Raw genomic sequence first — 20,883 nt, forward strand, 5'->3', positions numbered from 1 at the left:
AATCATTATATTATAATATCTGCAAGTTCCTAAGCAGCATAAACACTCTTTCCAGCACCATAATATGAATCATATATATGCTGGAATACACTAATGCATTTCTGTTCATACAGTTCCGGTGTATAACTTCGGGGGAGTTTCGCATCAAGTGTCGTCTCAATGGTAAGAAGCACATCTGCCCTTGCCTGTTGTTTCCTTCTCCAATCGAGCACGAGCTTTTCTTTTTTCAGCTTATCCAATAATTCCTTAGAAGCAAGCTTTACTTGCTTCGTCTCTTTCCTGGATAAATCCGGTTTTTTCAGAAGATCGAACAAGGCAAGCTCTTCCTCCGTCAAATTCTCTTCAATCCCTCTCTTTTCTTCCTCATTCAATTTCTTTACGAAGGCAAGCAATCTGTCAAAAAATAGTTCAATATTGATTGCACCTGAATTATATTCCTCTATAAGCTGCTGGAACTTTTCCAGGAAGTCAATCCTCGACCGGTTAAACCTGACCATACTGTTCAGTTTAGACTTGATTGCGGCTTTTATTCGGGCAATCTGCGTGTTCTTTTGCCCTTCAAGAAACTTCTTTCGTAATACATTAAAATCAATCTGAGACAAATCAATGATATGGTTTCCATGAGGCTCATGAGGTTCTCTAATTACGTATCCCTCTGCTTCTATGGATTCGTCAAGTAAATGTTCTACTTTCCCAATAACATTGGTTATATCAACTTCACCCGATATTGATTTAATTTTGTCCGCTATCACCGTCAATATCGTGCATTTTTCATAAAACCTGTTCGCCTGTGGATCAGGAAGAATTGCCTTGAACAACTTACTTACCAAAGAAGCAAGCGTGAGGTATCTTCTCTTTGATTCATCATTGACTAAAATAGCATCAACGGCATCCGTGATGAGTTTGATTTTTTCAAGTTTATCGCTGCTGATTATCTTTTGGACATCAATTCCTTTTTTCTTACAAAAGCCTTCAGTCTGGGCAATGGCCTTCTCAAGCTCCATAAGCAGTTCACTTTTAGACCTGACTGGTGTTTCACCCTCTTTAATCCCTCCTCCTGACCCTGAACCGTATATTGCAAGTGCCTTTTGGAGTTCTCTGAATACACCCACATAATCTACAATCAACCCGTTCGCTTTATCGCCAAATACCCTGTTTGCCCTGGCAATGGTCTGCATGAGGGTATGGTTTTTCATAGGCTTGTCGAGGTAGATGGTTGACAAACACGGGACATCAAAGCCTGTCATCCACATAGCACAGACAAAGACGATTCGGAATGGGTTCGCAGGGTCTTTAAACTTCTCAGCCAAATCTTCCTTTACCATCCTTCTGCGGTGCTTTTCAATATCAAGCCCCAGTTTCCTGAATTTCTCTATTTCGTTCTGCTCCCCGCTTACCATTACTGCCATATCGGTTTCTTCCATAAATCTGATTTTTTCCCGTAGAGACGCAAGATTTTGCGCCTCTACGGGCGTATCGTAATACTCCTTTACATCTGTTTTTAATTTTTCGATATATTTCTTCAAGTACCTCTGGACTTTATCGTACATCTTTACTGCGGTTGGCTTATCTATGGATACCACCATTGCCTTACCCTGAAAGCCTCGGTTTACAAAGTGGACTACAATATCCTCGGCTATTTTTTCCAGCCGGTCATCCCGTGTAATGATGTGGTATTGCCGTGCAAATTCTCGCTGAAGCTTTTCTTCTTGCTCAGGGGAAAGCATCGCCGCTTCGATGATCCGCTCAAGGTCTTCTCCAAAATCTTCGTTCCTGAGCTGAACCTCAGGTATCCGGTTTTCATAATAAAGAGGGACAGTTGCATTGTCATCAATAGATTGCTTGAAGTTGTAAATACTTACATAGTCGCCAAAGGTCTTTCTCGTAAGTTCTTCTCCTACGATCAAAGGAGTTCCGGTGAAGGCAATAAAAGCGGCATTGGGGAGGGCAGTCCTCATATTCATGGCAAGGGTATCATACTGAGAGCGGTGCGCCTCGTCAGTTATGACAATAATATCGGAGCGGTCTGAGAGTTTTGGGAATTTCTCTCCACCATCTGTACCAAACTTCTGAATAAGGGTAAAGATATTTCTGTGGTTTTCCCTCAATAACAGTTTTAAATGGTCTCTGGTCTCTGCATGGACTTCCTGTTCTGTTACCGCTCCAACACTGGCGAAGTTCTTGTATATCTGCTCATCAAGCTCTTTCCTGTCGGTTACAATGAGAAATGTAAAGTTACCCTCAAATTTTCGAAGTATTTTCTGAGAGAAAAAGATCATGGAGAAGCTCTTTCCGCTTCCCTGAGTATGCCAAAATACTCCGAGCCTTCCCTGGTTTTCCTTGAGCCTCTTAAACGATTCTATCGTGTTGTTGACACCCAAATATTGGTGATTTTTAGCAATAATTTTGATAAGCGAACCACCTGAATCCTTATACAGGATAAAGTTCTCAAGGATATCAAGAAACTTCTGTTTCTCACAAGTGCCTTTGATAATCGTCTCAAGAGACACAACGCCTTCCTCACCCTCGCTATTGATCTTCTTCCACTCGCTGAAGTGCTCAAAGTCGGCGCTGATCGTCCCGATCCTGCTCTCAGAGCCATTCGAGAGGATAATAAATGTGTTATACCAGAATATCTGAGGGATGGCGTCCTTGTAATCGGTGATATTATCCTTGAATGCATCATCCAGCTTTTTATGGACTGCCTTCAGTTCTATAAAAATAAGGGGCAAGCCGTTGACAAACCCCACAAGGTCGGCCCTGCGTTTATACATTTCACCAGTGACCCAAAACTGTGAGGCAAGAAAGAAGTCGTTGTTTTCCGGATTATTCCAGTCAATAACCCGAACTGTTTCGACAGACTCTTCACTTGCACTCTCCTCCTGGGAGATGGTTTTGGTGAGGGTATCGCCTTGAGTCTTTGCCCTCTCCTTTTGGGAGAGGGTAGGGGTGAGGGTGTTTACATATACCTTTACCCCATCCCTGATGAGCTTGTAAACTTCACGGTTGGCAGTGGCTGGATTTAAAATACTCCTGTTTCTTATGAGTTCTTCAATGGCCTGATTAATAGCTTCGGCTGGAAGGGTCGGATTTAGCTTTATAAGAGACTCTCTGAGCTTTGGGATGAGGACAACATCCGTGGAAGTAATCCTGCCAAGCGTTCCCTTTTCACCGAATGTCTCACGAAAGCAGTCAAGGTGGGCATATCCAAGCGATTGAAAGAGTTCAATGGCGGGTTGTTCAACTAATGATAATTCACTGTAATTGGCCAATTTCGTTCCTTGTATATTTTAAATAATTCTTGACATATCTATTTGAGTGAATTAATCTATTTAGTAGCTCATCTACCACGTGTAGAAGGAGTAACGAAGCCGTTCCCGTAAGGGGGCGGCTTCAGCTTTTTATGGATTATGTTTTTTCCAGTATTCCTCAAATTCCTTCTGAAGTTTCTGCCTTCTATGCGGTTTATCTACCATATAAGCCGTCCATGGTAAAACATAGTCTTTCCGATCTGCCAGAACTAACAAATATTCCACGGATTCCAGCCACAAACATATCCTGATTTCACGTCCTCTGACATTTTTCCAAACCTTTACAACACTTTCTCGTGAATGCACCATTATAGGTCTAGGCCAGCGGATACGTTCGCACCTTCGCATATCTGGCAATCTTTCAATCTCTGTATTACCCTCGGAGATCATATGCCAAAAGGTGGCTTCTTTTCCCTGTGATTCAGGATGGCGCTTCAGCCCGACTCGCCTGCCTTCAAAAGTTGGCTTACTATCAATGAAGTCTTTCTTAAAGAAATCGTATAAGGCATCCAAATAACGATGCCAGTCGCCTCCATAATTTTCAAAAAGTACCAATCCAGGCAGCCACGAAGGTTTTTCCATTAGGCTGTCTCCGAAGCATGCCAGCAAAACAGATTAACTTTGTCTTCTCGGAGGAGCGTTGTTCTGGTTAAACAGTACTGTGAGCGTTCTTTCATATGTGTAACCAGAGTGTCCTTACCGGCGTTACCTGAAAGCCCTCTGTTAGTATAAGAAACAGCGCCAATCAAAAGATCGGCCAACTGCAATATTTCAACTTCATGAGATCGCACTGCCTGGACACGCTCAATGATTTTCCGTGAAAAATCATAGAAGTTATTACATAACACATCGTGCAGTTTGGCAATCTTATCCGCGCTTCGTGTGTCTTTAATATCGAGATAGATTCTATAAATAGATTTTGGGCTAAGAATTACCTTCAGCATATCAAAGTACATTTTGTAATACCAGTCGTCATGGCTTTGGAGGAACTCTTTATGTCTTAGTTTTGATTTATCAGGGACAATTAATGCCCTGAAATGTAGGTTATCGTTATCGAAAAAGTAATCCATTACTTCACGATAAAAAATCATTTTAGCTGGTGAAACCTTAGTCCATTTAATCTCAAATTCAGGATTAAAGCCATGATCTTTTTTGATATCCCGGAGACGGATTGAGATTTCCTTTACCTTATCTATTGGACACCACACCGCTCCCAAAACCATCACCTTTAAATGGTCATTTTCCATGTGGCAACTTTCATCACAATAGATGTTGTATAATTGGCTCATTATTTAGCCTCGACCATAGTAATATTTGAACTGCCAAAGAGGATTGAATAACTCAATTGCTGGAAGTTCAACAAGATTTGATTCTGTATAGACCGCTTTACTCATTATCGCTCTATTACTACCTTTAAGAATTCTGATATTACACGAATATCAAAAATATCTGACATTTTACTGCCTTGAGCAAGCTTTACATTGATTTCAAATAACTTATCGAGACTTAATTTATTTGTTGAGCTTATGAGTTCTGCTTGTTTTGATAAATCTTCAATTTTACCATCAAGAATACATATTCCATTAGCCCGTAAATCATTGAGCAAACTGACAAGTTCCTTGTTGTCAGCAACATCATATATTTTCTTGCTTGTATAAAAGGCTTTTTCATTTTTTGTCTTTATATCATTACGAGTTTTATCGATTCTAGATATAGTTTTTGTTCCCTCATCGCCGAATATGTATGGCTGTGTAAAGAATTCTTTTCCCAAATTCGATACTGATTCATGGGCTTTTACATTTTCTCCGTATTTCTTTCTCTCATCTTTTTTATCCCGCAAGAAATAATCAAAATCTGCGAAAACAAAGCATTTTAGTCCAAGCTCCAAAATCAACTTCACAAATCGACTTATATTATCTTTGCTTCCGGCTGAAACAATCGATATATTTCTCTCGTCTAGTTTCTGAGGGTACACTTCTTTGGCAACAGCACGTAATATAAAATCGTCATACCCCTCACAGATGACGACTTTATCAGCAAAGAATATTTCATTTTGATTGTTATCGATCAAAAGGTCTTTATACTTTTTTATTTTTATCGGCGCTGCGACTGTATTATCTCCATGCTTTCTGACCAAAACAATATTGAGGTCTTCACCAACCGTTCTTATAAATTCAACGCTGTGAGTTGTCAATATAACTTGGTTCTTATTATTATTCAAAAATTCATCCAGCCGATCACTAATTACCCTACGAGCATGAGGGTGAAGATAAACTTCTGGTTCTTCGATGCAAAGCAGAGCTGATGTGACAGTATTCACATATTGTGTGTAATAATTAAAAAGACCTATGATTGTCGCGCTTTGAATTCCAGAACCCTTCTCTGTAAGAAGCGATTTAAAGCCATCATCTACATATATAAGGCAGTTTTTATGGATATCGATTTTGGTGTCAGCATTAAACTGAAAATGTAATTCTGTTTCTGGAAAAGCAACCTGCAAAGTGGTTTGGGTAACCTTTTCTCTTACATTTTCAAATATCCCATCAGCAACTTCTTTTACTTTCTTGAAAGCTTCTTGTAATCTATCTGACTCGGCGTGCTCAGACGTAAGATATTTCATCAATTTCCCATACCATGTCCAGTTGGATATCCTCAATTGATTCTGAGGATCACGAAACGAAGGAATAATTGCACTCTGCAAAAGCTCATTCCTAATCGGCGCTTTAAAGGATAATATCCAGTGCGAGTCTTTATTTTCTCGATATAGAAAACGTATATCTTTATCTATTCTTCCTTCTTCATCTTTCCTAGCCAAAAAAGCGAAAGCAAAAGAATATTTATCATTAAATTGATTTTCAAAAGTTTCTTGATGTCGTAGTTTGGGATTTATATATTCTTTTTCACTATTGTCTTCATTCTTATTGAATAATACGCTGTATGTTTTCGGAAGGTGATCATTTGAAATTCTCACGGGTATTTTTACTGGTCTTTTCCCTTCCCATGAATTGATTTCACTAAAAATATAGAATCCATAACATTTATAGATTTCATCGTAATTAAGAGGCTCACCTATATTTCTAGTCAGTTCACACCAGATGAATAATTCGTCTGCAGATTTAATGATGGTTTTACCGTCGATTTCTTCTTTCCAAGTAAAGAAGTCATTTGTTGTAATGTTTTCTAGCTTTGGGTATGTCGGAGTGTTTTCACCAAGAGTTAGGTCAATCGCTCTGATTATGTTACTCTTACCGGCATTATTGCGCCCGATGATAACACTTTTCCCCTTTGTGAATGGGATATCCAGTTCTTTAATAGAACGGTAATTTTTTATATAAAGCCTAGATAGGTACATAATTATTGTTCACCTTAATATCCACATTCTCAATATCAATCTCCCTACTGATTAATTTTGGCAAGAGGAGGTTACGGGTCTTGCGGAGATTGAGGTTTTTGCGTTGTAAGACATCAATTTGATTAAAGGTTGCTCTCGCAAATCTATCAAACATTCCGATGGCTCTTTGATTGGGTATAATAATATTCATTGTTGCAATATATTCTTTGTTTGCATGTGGTATTGCAGAGCCAATGTTCTTATCCGAAATTGATTTATAATTATTTTTTAGAAAATAGTAGATAATGTAGGGAGAATGATTAATCTCTTTTTTTATTCTATATATACCTAGCGTAGAACCCACAGCGCCTTGAAAACCAATAAATACTTGTCCAGAACTGGCACCATCCATAACCATGATAATGTCGTCATTTTTAGCAATTGCTACATTTTTATCGTTGGTATATAAGAAACAATGATTTCTAATACCATCTATCAATAAGTAAGGAATTGTTTCTGGCTGTGGTGATTCATATATTATTTTTGCTTTTTTGCCTTTTTGAAAATCAATAATATTGCCTAACTTTTTTACCTCCCACCCCTCAGGAATCATCCCCAGTTCGGATTTAATCATTTTGACTTTCTCATGTCCCGGGAAGCGGAAATTGACGAACCATTCCTTGTAAATAGCCTGTGCCATTTCCTCCAAAATCTTAATCCGCCTGTTGTTGTTCTCAATAAGGTCATCATAGGCTGAAAGAATAGAGGCGATTTTCTGTTGAACTTTTGTTCCTGGTACGAGCAGTTTTTATTCTCGGAGAATACTGTCCATTGGAACCGAGAAACACCTGTATGTTGCGTATGATATTTAAAAATATGTCCTGCTATATATAAATATTTGAGATAGTAATATATATACCGAGGATAAGCCATTTGAGAATCTATTCTGATAAACCGACTAAAACTAGCACAAGTAACGGGAAGACTAAATCTTTTTAGTAGTTTATCTTTAATGAATATAGTTCTTCCAGTAGGTTTATTTTTAGAGCCACCTGCAGTTTCTATAATAATATCGTTTGCTTTCAATGCTTTTCTGCAAGCTATATCCTCTTTTATATATCTTGTTAGAATAGTATCTATATCACCGATCTCGACGGATTCAAAGTCAGTCCCACGGATTACATTCATAAAAATAGAACATTCAAAAGGTTCTTCCTTTCCCCACTCGCCATCTTTTGATTCTGCAATTAAAGATTTTAAGACTACAGAACTATTTTTCATTTATCAATCCAGTAAATTTACTATATGTCTATCTTCAAGCTTTCTTGTCCTGGTGTTCAATCGCCCAGTACTTTATTCGATTCGTTAAGACTTTCGTAAAAATTAACATCATCTTCGTTGTTCTCATCCTTCTTACTAGATTTTGTATTTCATACATAAGACGCAATCTGTTTTGTGTTTCACAAAACCAAAGATAAGAGATACAAGCTATCTTTTAATAGCTTTGCGGCTACGTGTTCTGTACAGCGCGCTGCGTTCCCTGACCGTGAATCCTATCTTCTTCTTTTTAGGTTCCGGTGGTGTCATAAGCTGTCGAATGGCATCAAACACCACTTTAAACTGTGCGTCGTATTTTTTCTCAAGCTCATCGAGGTGTTTTGCCAACTCTTTATTTGAAACGATCAATTCCCGCAGTTTGACAAATGCCCACATAATGGTGATATTGACTTGTACGGCTCGCTTGCTCTTTAAAACACTGGAAAGCATGGCGACACCCTGTTCGGTGAAGGCATAGGGAGTAGCACGTCGAATGTCTCCCCAACTTGAAGTCACAATTTGTGACTTCAAGTTTATAAACCCTTGACTTGTAAGCTGAAACATAAAATCTTCGGGAAATCGCTCTATATTTCTTTTCACAGCCTGTATTAAAACCTTCGGCTCTACACTGTAAAGTTCAGCCAAGTCAGTGCTCAACATAACCTTCTGGCCGCGTATCAAAAAGATTTTTCTTTCGATCGTCTCTAAAGGAACAATTATTTCCATTTGCCTCTCCGGTTTTGAGTTTGTATAGTAGATTGATGCGTTGTTTTTTATACCGAATCCACCAATACATTTTCCCGATGGTGGGTTCGCATGCGCCCTTCGCAAACTCAGGACAGGCTTAACCCACCTTTATGTCTATGTATAAGTTATACACGGACAAACAAGTTTGTCCGTGCCACCCTTCAATATTGAAACTCCTTGAACATTGAATTCATCTATTGCGCCCCTTCCTGCAGCCTCGCCACGTTTTCCGCAATCCTGTCCTCAATTTCCCGTGCCTCGGCATTCAACTGTTCCAGTTCTTCATTGAGTTCTTCAAGCCTCTCGTAGAAATCAACCCCTTCTTCCTCTTTCTCGGCAACGCCCACATATCGCCCGGGATTCAGGGAATAGCAGTGTTCCTTTATCTGATCAATCGTGGCAACCTTGCAAAGGCCGTCGATGTCTTTATATTTGTTTTTCGGAAAATGTTCTTTCATTTGCTTTTCGCTTCCGTTTTCTGTCTCGATTTCTTCGCCACGATAAAGCCTCACAATATTGGAGATGAATTCTATCTGCTCCGGCAGGAAATCCCTGTGGGCACGGTCTATCTGATTATAAATATGGCGGGCATCAATGAAGAGCACCTTGTCCTTGCGATCAGTCTTTTTCTTTCCTTTGTCCAGAAACCAGAGGGTACAGGGGAGCGTAACCGTATAGAAGAAGTTTGAACCGATGGCGATCATCACATCAACGACATGAGATTCGATTATCTTCTGCCTGATATCAAGTTCTGACTGCCTGGCATCGCTTGCGGAATTTGCCATGACAAAACCAGCCCTGCCGTTTTCATTTAAGGCGCTGAGAAATATTTGTATCCAGAGATAATTGGCGTTGTCGGGTTTGGGAACGCCATAGGGGAAACGTTTGTCTCCCTTTAACTTCTCTTTATCAACTCCGTTTACGTTAAATGGGGGATTCGCCATGACAAATTCGAACTTTCCTAATGAATTGTGGATGTCTTCATAATAGGTGTTCCCTTGTTTGATATCCCCCGAAAGACCGTGGACGGCAAGGTTCATCTTGCAAAGCCGCATGGTCTCTGCCGTCTTTTCCTGTCCGTATACCATGATCTCACTGCTTGCCCTTTTCTTGTGCCGTTCAACAAATTTGGCGCTCTGGACAAACATACCACCGGAACCTCCGGCAGGATCGTAGATTCTTCCATGAAAGGGTTCGATGACTTCTACGATGAGTTTAACGAGGGAGGTAGGAGTAAAGAACTCCCCGCCTTTCTTCCCCTCGCTCATGGAGAATTCACCAAGGAAGTACTCATAAATCTTCCCGAATACGTCACCTTCGATATCCATGGGGATACTGGAAAAGAGTTTGAGCAATGCCACAAGCAGGTCGTTTTCAAACCTTGTGTAAGTCTGAGGAAGGACGCCCTTGAGTTCTTCGTTTTCTGACTCGATGGCTTTCATGGCATCATTTACAGCCTTGCCGATATTGCGGCCTTCAGGAAGATTCAGGAGATAGGAATAACGGGCTTCATCAGGCAGGTACATAATTCCTTTTGCCTGATAATCCGCTTTGCCTATTTTTCTGCGGCTGCTGGTGGGTTGATACTTCTTTATCTCTTTCTCAATCTCTGTAAACTTGTGATCGGCATAACGGAGAAAGATGAGTCCCAAAACGGGGACGGAATATTCCTGGGCTGACAATTCCGAATTTGCCCTGAGCTGGTCGGCTGCCTCCCAGAGCTTCTTTTCGATCTCGTTGTTATTTCCTTTTGTCACGTCTCATCCCTTTATCCCAAACATACTGTTGGCTGAAAATAGTTTTTCTCTGTATTTTTATATAACACAACTCAGTATTTCAAGCTCTGCTGTTTTATCAGCCCATATACCCCAATCCCTTCAACCGCTCAACGATCTTTGCTTCTTCGTCCTCGGAAATTTCTTGGATGGTGTCTGTTCTTTTGATCTGGGTAGCCTGGTATTCAACCCCTCTTAACTCCTTATTCAATATAGCGGTCAATACCTTGCCGTCCATATACGTGGGGATCTGTTTGTCGAATAAGTAAAGAACGGTGGGGACAATGTCTATGATTTCTGCATGGTGCACTTGATGGTTTTTCTTGATGTCTTTACCCATGGCAATGAAGATGCCGTGTTGTCTGTGGCAGCCGGAACGATAGAGCTTGTATTGCATGGCGGGCATGAGCATCTCTGAGGCAAGGCCGATCTGCATGACATACCCGTCTGCCATGTCAATAATCAGGTCGGGGGCATTAGATACGAAGTCACCGGTATATATCTCTTCCCTCTTGCAGACCTTTTGAATGATATTTTTTGATGTTTTTGGGTCTTTGAGGGTGTACAACTTGTCAATTATCTGTTCCCTGAGGGCTTCGTATTCCTTTTCAGGTTTCACAATGCCCCCATGCTGGCGGCCATTGAGATTGATCCAGATATTCTGCCCGGACAAGGAGCAAAAATACGCCTTTGTCTGCGACCAATCAACACGTCCAAGGCCAGTATCAACGGTTGGGGTAAGCGACTTGAGCCTCAACCAGTCGGGTACGATACGATTAACCCATGGTCCGATGCCCATTCTATATGTAAACTTTTTCAAGGTAGTTTTTATTGTTCTCAACAGTTCGGTATTAAAAGCTGCTGGCGGTCTGGGTTTAAGCTTTAAAACACCTATATCATAAAAATATTTGTTGATGTAAAAATCCTTGTGAAGCCCGCCAAACCCGTGATCAGAGACGATTATAACGGTGGTATCTTTTGAAAGAGTGTCCAAAAATCGCTTCATAACGATATCGAGATGTTGGTAGTAATCTTCAATGGCATCTTTATATTTTTGAGATTTTTTAGGATCGTGAAGCGGATGGTTTGCCTCCATATGGTGCCAGAAAAAATGCTGTAAGCGGTCTAATTCATCAAATACCGCCATAAAAAAGTCGGGTTGGTATTTATTGTAGAGATAATGGACAGCCTTTTCTTGCATGTCGGTGACCTTATAGAGATTGTCAATAAAGGCATCCTCCTTTCCACCCATAATCGTCCCCACATCGATACTGAACTGCAATTCATGTAAATATTGTTTTAACTCTTCTTTGAGTGACGTCGGGTATATAAAATCCGAGTTTGTATCAGGGGTACCAAGACCTGCAACCATAAAGCCATTAACAGATTCAGGGGGATAGGTCATGGGCATGTTAAAGATGCCTGATGTCATGCCATAGGTATCAAGGATATTCCAGATGGCAGGGATTTTCCTATCATTGGAGGTAATGTTTCTGAGTTCGTAGGTATCGTTACGGATGGTGAAAAAGTCAAAGATGTTATGTTTGCCGGGGTTTACACCGGTAAAGGCCGATGTCCAGGCAGGGGCGCTGAGGGGGGGAATAGTGCTGTTTAAATTTCCATAACTACCGTTTTCAGTGAGATATTTAAATGTGGGCAATTTCCCTTTCCGAATCATAGGATGAATAACATCCCATGTAGCGCCGTCCAGACCGATGATAACGATTTTGTTTGGTTTATTCATAGTCTATTTGAGGACTTTTCTTATTTCATCATTCATCTTAATTATCGCCTCCCGGGTGGCGTCTTTCCATGCGCTTATGCCATATTTTTCCTTCCAGGGGGAAATATTGTATGCATAAAGGATGGAACGGGAGGCGTTGATGATAGCTCCGAGACCATCCGGGTTAAAACAATATGCGATATCTTTTGCCGTAGCGCCCTGCGCACCGTAACCGGGTACAAGAAAATAAGCAGCAGGCATGATTTTTCTCAATTTCGATATTTCGTGGGAAAATGTGGCTCCAACAACAGCCCCAACTGCGCTGTATCCCTGTTTGCCAATGAAGTCGCTTCCCCAGGCATGTGTCCTTTCCGCTATAATTTCATGGAGTTTTTTTGTCCCACACATAATGTCCTGGAATTCACTGGAAGATGGATTTGATGTTTTTACGAGGATAAATATACCTTTGTTATGTTTTTGGGCCGTTTGTAGAAAAGGGAGCAGACTGTCGGTTCCTAAAAGGGGGTTAACGGTTATGGCATCAGTGGCGAATGGGGTTTCAACGATATTATCTATGTGTACCTCTCCGATATGGGCATTGGCGTACGCCTCAGCCGTGCTGGACACATCACCTCTTTTAATATCGCCAATTACTAGTAATCCTTTTTGTTTGGCGTATCTAATGGTTTCTGCATAGGCCCAGACACCCCACCAGCCATAAAGTTCATAAAATGCAATCTGGGGTTTGACGATGCTCACATGCGGTGCGATAAGGTCGATAACCTGTATATTAAATTCCAGAATAATACGGGATGCATATTCAAGGGGCTGTTTTTGAAAGGTGAAGAACTTTTGTTTAATGGTATCAGGGATGAGTTTAAAATAGGGGTCTAAACCTACCACAACACAGCTATTTTTTCTCCGGATGGCTGTGATAAGCTGGTCGGCAAAATTTTCTCTGTTGTCAGAGACTACAGCCAAATTTGTTTTCCTTAAGTCTCAAGTTTTAATGATAATCAAGTAACTAAAGGGTCAAGAAATTTTTAAGAAGTTTTGGGCCTTCTGCGGTTAAAAAGGATTCGGGATGAAATTGTACCCCTTCTAAAAGATACTCCTTATGACGAATACCCATGATCTCATCATCGTCTGCTCTTGCTGTAACCTCAAGACAATTAGGCAGTGTATCTTCTTTGACAATGAGAGAATGATAACGAGTAGCCTCAAAAGGATTGGAAAGTCCTCGGTAAATGGTTTTGCAGTCGTGTTTGATCATTGATGTCTTTCCATGCATAAGTCTTCTTGCACGAATAACTTCTGCCCCATATGTGTATGCAATGCACTGGTGGCCCAGACAAACCCCGAGAATCGGTATTTTCCCTGAAAACTGTTTTATAATATCATTAGAGATGCCTGCTTCTTTGGGTGTACAGGGCCCTGGGGATATAATAATATGGTCAGGTTTCTCCTCCTCTATTTCTTCAAGGCTGACCTTATCATTTCTAAATACTTCCATTCTTGCGCCAAATGCGCCAATTTGTTGCACTAAATTATAGGTGAAGGAGTCGTAATTATCGATAATAATTATCATAAGAGTATTTCCTTTTACAAATATTAGCAAAATAAATTTTGAATATCAAAGAGATTTTAAGTGGTAATTAAACAAGTTCTTGCATTCACTGTAAGTAAATGCCATTACCATAAAAACAACTTGACAATATTCGTTTTTTTTGTTAAATTTTGTTAACTGTATTAACTGTTAAGCGACACTGGGATAAGTCGATGTGTTATCCTTAAAGGATTTTGTGTAGTTATAATAGACTGGCCAAAAGGGGGAAAAATTCGCGAAAAGTGGGGATAACCCACTTTTTTATTTTAAGGAGTATATTTTTTTCTTAGGATGTTCTTTCCGGCTAGTCTTGGTTGGCGACTTAAGTAAAAAGGTATTTATGGATAAAGAAAGTTTACTACGTTTAGTAGATAGTTTACACAGGGATAAAGAAATTGCCAAAGATGTTGTGTTTCAGGGTATAGAGGCTGCTCTTACTACCGCCGCCCGAAAACATTTTAAATCCCAGGAGGCAGTTTCTATTCAAATTGATAGAAATACGGGGGAGATTTTGGCGAAGGAAGGCGATCGTAGAATCGACCCTTCCGAATTGGGCAGGATTACGGCACAAACTGCAAAACAAGTTATCATCCAGAAGATACGAGAGGCTGAGCGGGATGTTATATATGAGGATTTTCTTGGCCGGAAGGGTGCCATCGTCAGTGGTGCTGTTCAAAGGTTCGAAGGTCCTACGATTATTGTTAACCTTGGTAAAACAGAGGGTATCCTGAACAAATTGGAACAAATTGACGATGAACATTATAATACGAATGAACGGGTCAGGGCGATTGTCCTTGATGTGAAAAAAGTAGGGACCCGGGTGCGGATATTACTTTCAAGGACGCATCCTGATTTTGTCCGGAGGCTCTTTGAGCTAGAAGTACCTGAAATTGCGGAGAATACGATTGAGATCAAGGCTCTGGCAAGGGAGCCGGGGCATAGGACCAAGATTGCTGTGGCTTCAGGTGACCCGAATGTGGATTGTGTGGGTGCGTGCGTGGGCGTGCGTGGGTCCCGGATTAAGAATATTGTGGATGAATTGAACGGTGAGAAGATTGATATTATCAGGTGGAGTGATGAACCAGAAGTGTTGTTGCCTAACGCACTAAAACCTGCGGAAGTTTCTGGGATTATTTTGTCAGCCGAGAATCAGGTTGCTACCATTGTGGTACCGAATGATCAACTTTCTCTGGCAATTGGTAAAAGGGGACAAAATGTACGTCTTGCGTCTCGGTTAACGTCGTGGGATATTGATATTATCACAGAGTCAGAATTTGAAGAAAGGCAAAAAGAGGGTGCCGCAGGACTTACAGAGGTTGCAGAGTCGAACAAAAGGCCTTTTGATAATTCAAAGACAACAAGTGCGGAGTCGGCCGAGCATATTAAAGCGGGTGGGGAAAAAGAGGGAATATAATAATAAATATAGACATTATTTTGATTATCTTAGGAGTTTAAATGGGAAAAATTCGGATCAGTTTGCTTGCAAAAGAGCTAGGAGTTAAGAGTAGCCTGTTGATTGATAAATGTCATGAAAAAGGGTTGGCTCACATTACGCACCATGCGAATACACTAGTTTCTGAGCAGGCAGAAATGATAAGACAATTGTTCCAACCGAGTGCAAAGGTGACTCCTACGAAAGAAGAGCCCAAAATAAAAGAGGTTCCCGTTTCACACGCAGTGGTCGAACAGAAAAAGGATGAGAAAACGACATTACAAGCCAGTGGTGTAAAAATTATTCAACCGAGTAAAATTGTTCGAATCCCCAAAAGTGCACCTGCTCAACATCCGCAACAGCGTGTTGTGAAGATGACCCCGGTAAAAACTTATTGGAAGAAGAAACAACCGCCAGGTGTTGTGTCTTTCAGGAAAAAAGAACAGGGAGGGGAAGTTACAGAATCAAAAAAACCAACAGTTAAGGAGAAAGAGAGAAAGGTTGTTATGGAACCACCAATAACGGTAAAAGATCTTTCTTCTACGTTAGGGATTCGTGCAAATGAGATTATCACCAAGTTGCTCCTCGAACACAATGTGCGTTCAACAATCAATCAGATATTAAGCGAAGAGATTGTACAGTTGTTAGGCATTGAATATGGGGTGGAGATTGAAATTAGAAAAAAAGAGGCTGTGGGAGAACGTGATTTCATGGCCGATCAGGTATCTACAAAAGCCGAGGACATGGTGCATCGTGCACCAATCGTGACTTTTCTGGGACATGTTGATCATGGGAAAACCTCACTCCTTGATAGTATTCGTCAAACAAATGTTGCTGCGGGAGAAGTGGGTGGGATTACGCAGCATATCGGTGCGTATAAGGTGGAAATGCATGGAAAACATGTAGTATTCCTTGATACACCTGGCCATGAAGCATTTACGGCTATGCGGGCAAGGGGAGCAAATATTACTGATGTGGTGGTGCTCGTTGTGGCGGCAGATGACGGAGTGATGCCTCAGACGGAAGAGGCATTAAATCATGCAAAAGCTGCTAATGTGCCGATTGTTGTTGCGTTGAATAAAATTGATAAACCCGGTGCCAATTCGTTGAGAGTCAGACAACAGCTTGCAAGTCTGGATTTAATCCCTGAAGAATGGGGCGGAAAGACGCAGTTTGTTGAGACTTCAGCTGTTACGAAAAAGGGAATCGATACCTTGCTTGAAAGGCTTTTGCTGGAGTCTGAAATTCTGGAACTAAAAGCAAATCCTAAAAATCCGGCACGAGGGGTGGTTTTAGAAGCTCGCCTTAGCGAGGGAAGAGGAGTTGTTGCCAATGTCTTAATACAAGACGGTACCTTACATGAAGGAGATATTATCCTTTGTGGCAAAACTTTCGGTAGGGCACGTCTCGTTACGAACGAAAGGGGATTTGAGGTACAAGAGGCAGGCCCGTCAACACCGGTGTCCGTTTCTGATTTTTCTGAAGTTCCTGAGGCTGGAGACAAATTTTACGTAGTCAGTGATATACAAAAGGCAAGAGAGATTGCTCAGGAAAGGCAAAAAAAAGAACGTGAAACCTCTCTGGCAAAACACCAGCATGTTACACTGGATAGCCTGTATTCCAAAATTGCTGAAGGGAATGTTAAGGAGATCAAAATAATATTAAAGGCTGATTATAAGGGCTCTGTTGAAGTACTTAAAAAGGCATTAGAAGAACTTTCAACCCCTGAAATAAAAGTGAGAATATTGCACTGCGGTGTTGGTGGTATTACAGAATCGGATGTGCTTCTGGCTGATGCATCGGATGCCATTGTGATTGGGTTTTATGTGACGACCGAGGATAAGGCACGCATACTGGCAGAAGAAAAAGGGGTGGAAATCAGGCTCTATAAAATTATCTATGATGCAACAAACGAAATAAAAGCTGCCATGGAAGGTATGTTAGAACCAGAATCTAAAGAGGTTGTATTAGGTCAGGTCGAAATACGGCAAGTTTACAATATCTCAAAGTTTGGTAATGTTGCTGGTTGTTATGTAAAAACGGGTAAAATTACAAGAAATGCCTCCGTCCGATTAATTCGGGATAACATTATCATTTATGACGGGAAATTAGAGTCTTTAAAGGTAGTAAAAGATGATGTCAGAGAGGTTAGGGCAGGATTTGAATGTGGGCTGAAAATTGCCAATTATGATGATATTAAAGTGGGGGATATTGTAGAGGCATACGAAGTGCAAAAGATAGCAAGAGTCCTAACGGTATAGTAATTGCTCTTATAGCTATGTTTGGCATTTTAGAAAAAGATTTTCAACTCTTAATTATCCTCCTTCCTGGCAATTGGGGCAATCTTAATTGCGACTATGATGCACTATGAAATTAGAGTTTTACAAGTCTGATGATACTGTAGTTGGAGTTCTCAATATTCGGTTGGTAATCCGGGGTGCAAATACATTAAAGGACAAGCGTCACATCATTAAAAGCCTGAAAGATCGTGTTAAAAATAATTTTAACGTCTCTGTCTCGGAAATTGGAACTTTGGATCATTGCCAATATTCTAGATTAGGGATTGCAATGGTAGGAAATGATAAGAGGTATGTGAACGGTACCTTATCGAATTTAATTAATATGTTCCGAGCCTCAACTTCTGTAGAGCTTGTTGGTTATCACCTCGAATTTGTTTAATTCCATTCATAAGAGATGTACATCCATATGGTAAATCCCTTTTTAGTAATAATTATATTTTTTGTTTACAATAAAGAAGGGGGTTGTTATGCCTTCAAGAAGAGTAGAGCGATTGTCTGAATCAGTTAAACAAGAGGTAAGTAAAATCATACTTTATGAACTCAAAGACCCTCGGATAAGTTTTATTACAGTTACCAAAGTTGAACTTGCGTCTGATCTGAAAAGAGCAAAGGTGTATATCTCTATTTTGGGGGATGCTCTTACCCAGAGAAAAACCTTACAAGCGCTGGAACATGCCAGAGGGTTTATTCAAGCAAAAATGGGTGCACATCTGCAGATAAGATACACGCCATTGTTGACTTTTTATTTGGATGAATCGTTAAAAAAGAGTCAACATATTTCAAACCTTATTGACGAGGCAGTTAAGGGGAGTGACATTACAATCAAAGGTGAGTTAGAAGAATGAAAAAATTACATTTAGGTTTACCGAAAGGCAGTCTTCAGGAAGCAACTGTTGAAATGATGAAAAAGGCAGGTTATACTGTCCATGTTAGTCCTCGATCTTATTACCCTTCAATCGATGATGATGAAATTTCCGTACGATTAATCAGGCCGCAAGATATGTCCAGATATGTTGAAAAAGGGATTATTGATGCTGGTCTGACAGGTGCCGATTGGGTGAAAGAAGCAGGTTCTGACGTGAAAGTGGTTGTGAGCCTTGTGTATGCTAAACAACAGTTAACGAAGGTAAAATGGGTTTTAGCTGTGCCTGAAAGTTCGACCATCCGCACCGTGGATGATCTGCAGAATAAAAAGATTGCGACGGAACTTGTGAACGTGACACGGCAATACCTCGCAGAACGCGGGGTGGTTGCCGATATTGAATTTTCTCATGGTGCTACTGAGGCAAAGGCTCCAGACTTAGTAGATGCGATTGTAGAACTTACTGAAACAGGAAGTAGTCTGAAGGCAAACAAACTTCGTATCATTGAGACCGTTATGGAATCTTCAACTCAGCTTATTGCCGGTCATCATGCGTGGAAAGATGAATGGAAACGTACAAAAATAGAGAATCTTGCAATGCTATTTGAAGGAGCTATTATTGCCCGTGTAAAGGTCGGATTGAAGATGAATGTTCCAAATGGGGCTCTGGATCAGGTGCTAAAAAAATTGCCTGCATTGAGAAAACCAACAGTTTCTACACTGTCTGAAGGGGCTGGTTATGCGATTGAAACTGTGCTGGATGAGACAGTGGCAAGAAGCATCACCCCTGAGTTAAAAAGAGCCGGAGCTGAAGGGATTATTGAATATCCATTAAATAAAGTTATTCTTTAAGATGCGGGAGTTCCGATATGTTAAGGATATACAAAGAAGTATGAAATGTTATTTGTCAAATCTTTTTCTGTTATTTTTGTTCTTATAATACTCTTCTCTATTAGTTTCCAGGGATGTGGTAGTATTGCAGCCAAACATGACAGTCAATTCTTACCGGTTATTGAGAGCAGTCCATTGCACGCTCAGGATAAAGCGCATGCCTATTTTTGTGCCGGATATTTTTCCATGTTGGAAAGAGATTGGGAAAATGCGGCTGCTAATTTTGAAAAGGCGATTCAGCTGGATCGTTCTTCGGGAAGAATTATTCAACATTTGGCTACATGCTATTTCCAGTTAGGAAAGAATGAAAAGTCGATCGATTATCTCGAAAAATTAGCCAAAATCAAACCAAATGAATTTAGTGTGCATTATACATTGGCGACACTGTATGAAACTGTTGGAAAATATAGAGAGGCAATTGCGGAATATGAATATGCCCGCCAGTGTAAAACAACGAAGCTAGACCAGGTATTCCTGGCGGATACTCTCTACAGGCTTGCCAATCTTTATATGCAGGAAGGTATGATGGAAAAAGGAATAGAGTGTTATGAGAGTATGTTTGACATGAAACTTGTAAGCGATCCAGTAAAGGTATATTACGAGATAGGCCAGAAATATTTTGAAAAAAACGATACTAAAAAGGCCTTGGAATATTTTTTAAAGGTAAAAGAGACTGATCCAAAGTTAAGTTTCGTCAGTTTTTATCTTACTCTTTGCTACGATGCACTTCATGACTATGATAATGCTATTAAAGAAGCAAAGGTTTTTTTGGAAAAAGAACCTGATAACTGGGTTATGCACTTAGCCCTGTCCGAGCTATACGAGAAAACAAATAATGAGTCCAACCAAAGCGAGGAAATTAAAAAAATCGAGGAAATTCTTAAGAAAAACACAGATGCTGGAAGCACGAACCCTAAGGAATATTTCCTGTTATGCCAAATTTATAGAAGTCAACGTAAAATTGACGAGGCAATCGCAGTCATTGAGAATATGAAGTTGATTCCTCTGGACAAAGAAACAATACGGGATATTCATTTTTTGCTATCGAATCTTTATTATGAAAATCAAAGATTTGATAGAGTGGAAGAAGAATTGCAGATGGTCTTAAAGCTTGATCCTGATTTTCACGAAGCAAATAACTTTCTTGGTTATCTGTTTGTTGAAAACAACAGAAATTTGGACGAAGCAATTCAGCTTATTAACAAGGCGTTAAAAGCACAACCCCGGAATGGTGCATATCTTGATAGTTTGGGCTGGGCTTATTACAAGAAGGCACAGGTGGAAGGAAGAAATGATTATTTGATTATGGCACTTCAAAAGTTATTGGAAGCTGTACAATTCTTGGAAGAACCAGATATTTATGAGCATATTGGTGATGTTCATTATAGTTTGGGGAATTGGGACGAAGCTGTTAAGGCTTGGGGAAGGGCACAGGATTTATATAAACAGATGTTTAATAACAGAGCGCAAATAGAGAACATTACGATGAAATTGGAAAGACTAAAGAGGTTAAGGTCTGTAGAAGAAACAAATTCGAAGGTTATTAAAAATCAAATAGAGATTGAAAGTAGCATTCAACCGTGATTTT

16 protein-coding genes are annotated in these 20,883 nt (G+C 40.2%); 6 read left to right on the forward strand and 10 right to left on the reverse strand.

From position 1 onward, the window contains the following. Positions 1-29: 29 nt before the first annotated feature. The 10 genes from E3K36_08835 to E3K36_08880 form a co-directional block, all read right to left on the reverse strand. Positions 30-3,272 carry a type I restriction endonuclease subunit R gene (locus E3K36_08835; protein MCF6155342.1) on the reverse strand — a complete coding sequence of 1,081 codons (3,243 nt, stop codon included), beginning with the start codon at positions 3,270-3,272 and terminating at the stop codon, positions 30-32. A 129-nt stretch (positions 3,273-3,401) separates the two neighbouring features. Continuing rightward, positions 3,402-3,893, reverse strand: a complete 492-nt coding sequence (locus tag E3K36_08840; protein MCF6155343.1) for a hypothetical protein — start codon at positions 3,891-3,893, stop codon at positions 3,402-3,404. Beyond that, positions 3,893-4,600: a DUF3800 domain-containing protein gene (locus E3K36_08845; GenBank protein ID MCF6155344.1), complete on the reverse strand. Its 708-nt coding sequence runs from the start codon at positions 4,598-4,600 to the stop codon at positions 3,893-3,895. Before E3K36_08845 ends, E3K36_08840 begins: the two co-directional genes overlap by 1 nt. Positions 4,601-4,704: 104 nt before the next feature. Beyond that, positions 4,705-6,663, reverse strand: a complete 1,959-nt coding sequence (locus E3K36_08850) for a DUF2813 domain-containing protein (protein ID MCF6155345.1) — start codon at positions 6,661-6,663, stop codon at positions 4,705-4,707. Next, a complete protein-coding gene (locus tag E3K36_08855; protein MCF6155346.1) occupies positions 6,650-7,342 on the reverse strand; it encodes a hypothetical protein in 693 nt (230 codons plus the stop codon). Before E3K36_08855 ends, E3K36_08850 begins: the two co-directional genes overlap by 14 nt. A 788-nt stretch (positions 7,343-8,130) precedes the next feature. After that, positions 8,131-8,685 (reverse strand): ORF6N domain-containing protein, encoded by a 555-nt coding sequence (locus E3K36_08860; GenBank protein MCF6155347.1) that lies wholly within the window; start codon positions 8,683-8,685, stop codon positions 8,131-8,133. A 215-nt stretch (positions 8,686-8,900) separates the two neighbouring features. After that, on the reverse strand, positions 8,901-10,463 hold the full coding sequence (locus tag E3K36_08865; GenBank protein ID MCF6155348.1) for an SAM-dependent DNA methyltransferase: 1,563 nt from the start codon (positions 10,461-10,463) through the stop codon (positions 8,901-8,903). Between the two features lie 97 nt (positions 10,464-10,560). Then, positions 10,561-12,225 carry a hypothetical protein gene (locus E3K36_08870; GenBank protein ID MCF6155349.1) on the reverse strand — a complete coding sequence of 555 codons (1,665 nt, stop codon included), beginning with the start codon at positions 12,223-12,225 and terminating at the stop codon, positions 10,561-10,563. 3 nt (positions 12,226-12,228) lie between these two features. Beyond that, positions 12,229-13,185, reverse strand: coding sequence for an orotidine-5'-phosphate decarboxylase (gene pyrF, locus E3K36_08875; protein ID MCF6155350.1), 957 nt, complete (start codon positions 13,183-13,185; stop codon positions 12,229-12,231). Between the two features lie 43 nt (positions 13,186-13,228). Beyond that, positions 13,229-13,792 (reverse strand): aminodeoxychorismate/anthranilate synthase component II, encoded by a 564-nt coding sequence (locus E3K36_08880; protein MCF6155351.1) that lies wholly within the window; start codon positions 13,790-13,792, stop codon positions 13,229-13,231. Between the two features lie 358 nt (positions 13,793-14,150). Between E3K36_08880 and nusA the strand changes: the two genes are divergently transcribed. The 6 genes from nusA to E3K36_08910 all read left to right on the forward strand — a co-directional run bounded on the left by nusA (position 14,151) and on the right by E3K36_08910 (position 20,879). Continuing rightward, complete coding sequence (gene nusA, locus E3K36_08885) at positions 14,151-15,224, forward strand: transcription termination/antitermination protein NusA (protein ID MCF6155352.1); 1,074 nt, start codon at positions 14,151-14,153, stop codon at positions 15,222-15,224. 41 nt (positions 15,225-15,265) lie between these two features. After that, positions 15,266-17,503 (forward strand): translation initiation factor IF-2, encoded by a 2,238-nt coding sequence (gene infB, locus E3K36_08890; GenBank protein ID MCF6155353.1) that lies wholly within the window; start codon positions 15,266-15,268, stop codon positions 17,501-17,503. A gap of 106 nt (positions 17,504-17,609) precedes the next feature. Next, complete coding sequence (locus E3K36_08895) at positions 17,610-17,921, forward strand: DUF503 domain-containing protein (GenBank protein MCF6155354.1); 312 nt, start codon at positions 17,610-17,612, stop codon at positions 17,919-17,921. Positions 17,922-18,009: 88 nt separating this feature from the next. Continuing rightward, positions 18,010-18,387 (forward strand): 30S ribosome-binding factor RbfA, encoded by a 378-nt coding sequence (gene rbfA / locus E3K36_08900; protein ID MCF6155355.1) that lies wholly within the window; start codon positions 18,010-18,012, stop codon positions 18,385-18,387. Next, positions 18,384-19,256, forward strand: coding sequence for an ATP phosphoribosyltransferase (locus E3K36_08905; protein ID MCF6155356.1), 873 nt, complete (start codon positions 18,384-18,386; stop codon positions 19,254-19,256). The genes rbfA and E3K36_08905 overlap by 4 nt, the downstream gene beginning before the upstream one ends. Before the next feature lie 45 nt (positions 19,257-19,301). Beyond that, positions 19,302-20,879 (forward strand): tetratricopeptide repeat protein, encoded by a 1,578-nt coding sequence (locus E3K36_08910; GenBank protein ID MCF6155357.1) that lies wholly within the window; start codon positions 19,302-19,304, stop codon positions 20,877-20,879. Positions 20,880-20,883: the final 4 nt, after the last annotated feature.

Origin of the sequence: Candidatus Brocadia sp. (genome assembly GCA_021646415.1) — a bacterium.
Taxonomy (GTDB): domain Bacteria; phylum Planctomycetota; class Brocadiia; order Brocadiales; family Brocadiaceae; genus Brocadia.